Consider the following 6,000-nt stretch of genomic DNA (forward strand, 5'->3'; position numbering starts at 1 on the left):
TCTATGAATCTATGTGTTTAATTTTTTTTTTTAATAATTGCACTCAACTGGTTAAAAAATATAAATTATAAAGTTATTTAATTCAAAAAAAGTATTTAGACTAGAATGAATAAATGAATTTTTCAATTACGTTTTTGAATATCCAATCTTTTAAAATAACAAAGGGATGTTGCTACCGAAATGCCCAAGCCTGATTCCTGCACTTCATATTTATTGGCATAGGTGACCAGTGAATTTCGTTTGAAGTGAAGCACAGTATAAAGCTTTTAAAAATCAAAAAAAAAGAGAGTTTATTTATCTTGCTCTATTTTTGATACTGATTTCAATTAAAACTTGAGCAACTTCATCATATGAATTTGCTGAAAAGCCGGCCACATAAACTCCCTTTTCCCCTGAATTTGATTTTATACCATATACTACAGCTTCGTCCCCAGGATCGGTATCGCCTTCGTAACGGTAGATATGAACAATTTCGTAATGGTCAGGATTATTTTTTATGTTTTCATTGTGAATATTAAAATCAGTGACAAATCCCTTTTTATTTAAATCCTCAAGGGCTTCGGAAACAGAGGCATAATGATAAATAGATTTCATAATAAGACGTTTTATAGTTATATCTAAAGATAGCTATTTTTGATTTAATAGGTTGCGAAAAAGTTGTTAAACTAAAGACCTTATAACAGGAAGTCCTATTAATTGTTTCTATATATCAGATCTCAAAAGCCCACGCCTAGTCTTAGGCGTATATTTTTAGACACTAACCAAAACATATTTAGGAATCACTTTCTTCTTCAATTGTAAAGTTGTTTTTGAAAAACGCAAAAAATAATATTTATCTACTAACATATTTTTTTATGTTTTTTTTAAACGAAATGGCTTGGTTTCCGACTTCCAAAAAGGAAGAATAGAGATTCTATTTATCGACACCATTAAAGTTTTTCTTTTTACGACAGTCACGATTTGTTTTAAATTCTCCTCCTTACTATTTATCTAATGAACTATATTACAACCATGTATAGTTGTAAAAGTCGGAAATATAAAAGTTAGTATTCCATTATAAAACCTTGTCATAGTATTTTTAAGAAGCACAATCTATATAGGAATAAATATAAAAATATTCGAATGAAAAAGTTGTTTGAGCTGATAAAACACTCAAAAGTTTAAATATTAATACAAATTTTATTCTTTATTGCTAAACTAATGCATTTAAAATCAAAGTAGTACTTGTTAATTAATTAGTAAATATTTAATTAAACCACAAAAAAAATATGAAATAAAAATTGTGTTCAGTGCTAATTTAATTATTTAATAAAAATCATTCCCCCATGCAATTTATGAAATATATCATCGTTTATTTGTGGAAACAATGCAGTTCATCGGAAATATAAGTTATTTCATCTATGATTTATTTTTTTTTAAGTAATATCTTACGATGTTTTTTTTTAAATATTATTTCAATTATTAATAGTTTGTGAAATAACTTAATAATGTAAGTAAATGTTCGTATTTAAATAATTCTCCTGTACATTATCGTGAATATTAGATATTTCATCTGTTTTATTTTTATTTAAGAATTAACTTAATATAAAAATTGTAGACTAATCTAGTTTTCAAACGAATAAAAGTGTTTTTAAAGCAATTAATGTAAGAAAAATATAATTAAAGAAAAAGATTGTAGGTTTTTAATCGAATATATTTGTCTTTTATCGGTTTTTATTTTTTTATTTAATACTATTGCCAAAGTAAAATTGAAAATTAATTTAAGCCCATATAAATCGTGAAGCATCCAAAATCAAAAATTATAAACATAATCATAATTATGATGTTTTTTTTATCTGTAAAATCGATTAGTCAAAATGCACAAGCAAGCACTAATACTATTATGGAAACCTTTAATACAACTGGAAACGATGCCACTGGTAATTCAGGTTCAATTACCTATTCAATTGGACAAGTATTTTATACCTATATAGGAGTATCGGTTTACAATGTAGCGCAAGGCGTACAACAACAGGGAAGTGAGGTAGTTAGTGGTGTAAGTCTAAGTACACCAGAAATAAGTGAAGCGTCTAAAACAGAAATATTTATTTTCCCAAATCCTACAACTGATTATGTTACTATAAATATGAAAGGATTTGAATTTGGAAATGTCCAAGGATCATATCAGCTTTATGATAACCAAGGGAGACTTTTGAAGCAAAACACCATAAATCAAAATGAAACTCAGGTTAATTTAACGGATCTTAGTTCATCTCTTTATCTCCTTCAAGTAGTTGATACTAACAAAATTTCGAAAACTTTTAAAATTTTAAAAAAATAATAATAAAATAATATAATAAAAATATAAAAAAATGAAACAAATACTTACAATACTGTTTTTTATGACAGTTACACTTAACGTTTTTGCTCAGACTCCAGAAAAAATGAGTTATCAAGCAATTATTCGTGCAACAGACAATACTTTAATTTCTAATTCAAATGTTAGTCTTAAAATTATTATACATCAAGGTGCAGTAAATGGTACTGTAGTCTACCAAGAAACGCATACAGTTATTACAAATAATAACGGACTGGTTTCGCTGGAAATTGGTACAGGAAATGTTGTTATTGGTAAATTTAGTAACATAACATGGCAAACAGGGGTCTTTTTTATAGAAACCCAGGTAGACGTTAAAGGTGGAGCCAATTATAATATTATTGGTATTAGCCAACTTTTAAGTGTACCTTATGCGTTACATGCTAAAACTGCAGACAAAATAGTAGGAGCAAATCCTTTTAAAGCACAAATTGTACCTTTTGTTACTTCTAGGAATATTGCCAGTACGGACATCAATAATACCATTGAATGTACTACATCAGCCACATTAACCTTGACAAGTAATTTTGCTGCCATGTTGGTTGGAGATACTATTAATTTAGAAGCTCATAATGGTGCTGTCTTAACAATTCAAGCCGGATCAGGAGTCTCAATAAACTATACTAGCAATGGTACTGCATTATTTAGTAGCAAAACTGGGAATGTAAAATTCGGTTTACTTAGAAAATCAGGTCAAAACACCTATATAATATCAGGACAATGAAGCATTTAATATATTTCTTACTCTTTTCAACAGCTGTATTTTCACAGAATTACAATTATGCTATTGATGAGTTGCAAAAAACGACACTTCCAGATCCTCCGACTGGTTTAGTGGCAAGTAATAGTACACCAACTGGTGTTACTTTAACTTGGACAGCTCCAACGAATAATGTTGTTATAACCAGTTATAAAATTTATAACAATAGTGTTTTATTGGCTACTTCTCTTGGAACAGCTACAACTTATGTTGTATCAGGATTAACTCCTGAAACTGCCTATACTTTTACGGTTAGAGCAACTGATTTCGCTGGCAATTTATCTGCGGATAGTAATATATTAACATTTACAACGTCAAAAGTACCTGCGGGTGTACAAAATCAACCCGAAGAAATTGAATATTTCAAGGCTTATTTATTGCCAATTGCCCAAAAAGCCAATTTACAAAAAGCGCTTGATACTTATGGAAGTGTTCGATTGGAAAAAGGTGATTATTCTGGAGTTAAGGTTGTTATGCATAGCAACCAAAGTTTATATGGGCATGCTTCAACAAGCGGTATTGCTGGTATAACAATAGCAGCAGGAAGTAATAATGTTCATATAGAATCTATAAGACCTTTGGGCGGTATAGGATTAAATCTTTATTTTGAACAAGGGTTACCTATTACAAACTGTATGCTAAAAACTTTAAGATATACTACATTAATTACTGTTGGTGCAAAACTTGAAAATACTACAATTATAGACCTTCAAGGACAAATACAATTTGATTGCAGTTCATCTGGTTATATTAGAAATACTAAAGTAATCAAACAAACATTTGGAAGTAGTGATATTCTTGTAATGAAAGGGAATAGAACTACTCCTAGTTATGGTAATGTACTTATTCACTCAAATTATTTAGGTAGTGTTAGACAAACAACTGATATTGATAATTTGGAATCAATAACAATGGTAGGTACTGATGCAGAAACTTATGGTGGATTGACTAGAGAATTAATTCACATAAACAATGTAGATAAGGTAAAATTATTTATACTCAATGGAGGTATAAGTGATGCTAATTCTAGTGATCCTTATTATACCATTGATGCTAATGAGGTTTACGGGGTGTCAGCAAATGGAACTAGCTTTGATAATGCTTTATACCCCTCTACAATTGCTTTAAGAACAAACTTACTTAATTTTGTGTCCTCAAATAATCCTACTAGATTAACAGGTATTGCTACAGGATTTTACAATAAGTCTTATTTACAACAAATAAATAGAGATTATTTACCTCATTTTAATTATGATGGTACTGAACAAACAGCAACAATTACGAATTCTCCTACTATAACTAAACTTACCAATGGTATTTTAGGCACTCAGTACACTCCTTGGGTTAGACCAGCTTATAATTCTATACCTGACCCTCTAGGTGCAAATTGGAAAACTGAAAGAGTGGGGAAAATAGATAGTACAAGTTACATCCAAAACTTAATAAATACAGGGGATATTGCTGAATTACCGGAAGGAGTATTTTATATAAGTTCTACACTGAATATTCCTATTGGAGTAGGTAAAGGGATAATAGGTAGTGGAACTGGTAAAACAGTAATATGTGGACTTACAGATGATTTTCCTTTAATTTCTGTAACATCGGGTAGTTTTGGAAGTATTGATTTATCTTATTTAACATTACAAGGTGGGAGTGTTGGGTTATATGTAAGTAATCATACTATGATGATGTCATTTCAAAGTTTAAAATTTGTTTCTTTTAGAGAACAGGCTTTGGCTGGAGTAGAATATTATAATATTGTAGGGTTAGACAATAACTTTTTTGATAATATAGCCTTTACTAATTGTGCAAATGGTATATATGCGCACCCCTTTGCTATTCCTGCTACTAATCAAATTGATGGGTCAACTTACATGGATAAAAATGTATTTTATAAATGTCAGTTTAATAACTGTTCAACTGGTTTAAATTTAAGTTCATCAAGAGGTAGTAATCTAAATGCATGGGTAGATTGTAAATTTAATGGAGGATTACAGGCAACAAATATGGGTGGGGAATTAACCATTTTTGCTAATTGTGATTTTACTAATTTTACTGGAAATTACACTTTAGAAAGTAATTCATTTAATCTATTGAATTGTAATTTTTATAATAATTCTAATAGTAAAGCTACCTTACATTCGATAATAAATAATATAGAAGGATGCAAATTTTTAGATAATATAGATTTAGGATCACCTTATGATGGAAATCCAATACAGAATTTTATAGCAAATTCTATAATTACTGGTAATGCGGTAGTAGTTCCTAATAATATTGCATATTGGCCATCATACTGTACATTTGTAAATTGTACTTTATTATCAAATGCAACATTAAGTAAATTGTTTTCTAAAAATATTAGAACCTTAACTACTTCTACAGATACTATACTTTTAAACTCAAAACCAAACCCTTATCCACAATTTTTAGTTACACAATAAAGTTATTAATTGATTGGACTTTAGGTAATTGAACAGAAAATGTATTAATTTCGAACATTAGATAATTTGGAGCATATAATAATTATTTAGAAAAAAATACTCAATAGACACAATGTCATGAAAGAACGACTTAAAAGAGTGTTACTCTTTGCCAGAAATCGATGGGGCATATCAAATTCTATAAAAAAAAGTAAAGAGAGCAAAGTATTGATTTTGGGTAATTTACTTCATACCCGTATCCGAGCTCAAGGAAATTGTATGCTTGTTATCGAAAAGGGATGTAGAATCAGAAATGCTTCTATCGAAATTAAAGGTACTAACAATCGAATTCTTATTAAAGAGGATGTTTTTTTTTCTGGAAATGTTTCACTCATTGGTGATGGTAATGAACTCACCATTGGAAATAATACACGCATTAATGGAGCAGATTTTAACGTTCA

General features: G+C 29.3%; 5 protein-coding genes. 4 read left to right on the plus strand and 1 reads right to left on the minus strand.

The annotated features are described in order from the left end of the window. Positions 1 to 294: 294 nt before the first annotated feature. Positions 295 to 594 (minus strand): hypothetical protein, encoded by a 300-nt coding sequence (locus E0F76_RS18850; protein ID WP_132009972.1) that lies wholly within the window; start codon positions 592 to 594, stop codon positions 295 to 297. A 1,225-nt stretch (positions 595 to 1,819) separates the two neighbouring features. Between E0F76_RS18850 and E0F76_RS18855 the strand changes: the two genes are divergently transcribed. The 4 genes from E0F76_RS18855 to E0F76_RS18870 form a co-directional block, all read left to right on the plus strand. Next, positions 1,820 to 2,320 carry a T9SS type A sorting domain-containing protein gene (locus tag E0F76_RS18855; protein WP_132009975.1) on the plus strand — a complete coding sequence of 167 codons (501 nt, stop codon included), beginning with the start codon at positions 1,820 to 1,822 and terminating at the stop codon, positions 2,318 to 2,320. A gap of 31 nt (positions 2,321 to 2,351) precedes the next feature. Beyond that, positions 2,352 to 3,080 (plus strand): hypothetical protein, encoded by a 729-nt coding sequence (locus E0F76_RS18860; RefSeq protein ID WP_132009978.1) that lies wholly within the window; start codon positions 2,352 to 2,354, stop codon positions 3,078 to 3,080. After that, positions 3,077 to 5,560 (plus strand): fibronectin type III domain-containing protein, encoded by a 2,484-nt coding sequence (locus tag E0F76_RS18865; protein WP_132009981.1) that lies wholly within the window; start codon positions 3,077 to 3,079, stop codon positions 5,558 to 5,560. Before E0F76_RS18860 ends, E0F76_RS18865 begins: the two co-directional genes overlap by 4 nt. A gap of 117 nt (positions 5,561 to 5,677) precedes the next feature. After that, positions 5,678 to 6,000: hypothetical protein (locus E0F76_RS18870; protein WP_132009984.1), on the plus strand; the 323-nt coding region annotated here is incomplete at its 3' end.

It is taken from the genome of Flavobacterium cellulosilyticum (genome assembly GCF_004349355.1).
Classification (GTDB): domain Bacteria; phylum Bacteroidota; class Bacteroidia; order Flavobacteriales; family Flavobacteriaceae; genus Flavobacterium; species Flavobacterium cellulosilyticum.

Coding starts and splice junctions, on each gene's coding strand:
- E0F76_RS18850 (WP_132009972.1), bottom strand. CDS start 594: ATGAAATCTATTTATCATTATGCCTCTGTTTCCGAAGCCCTTGAGGAT.
- E0F76_RS18855 (WP_132009975.1), top strand. CDS start 1,820: ATGATGTTTTTTTTATCTGTAAAATCGATTAGTCAAAATGCACAAGCA.
- E0F76_RS18860 (WP_132009978.1), top strand. CDS start 2,352: ATGAAACAAATACTTACAATACTGTTTTTTATGACAGTTACACTTAAC.
- E0F76_RS18865 (WP_132009981.1), top strand. CDS start 3,077: ATGAAGCATTTAATATATTTCTTACTCTTTTCAACAGCTGTATTTTCA.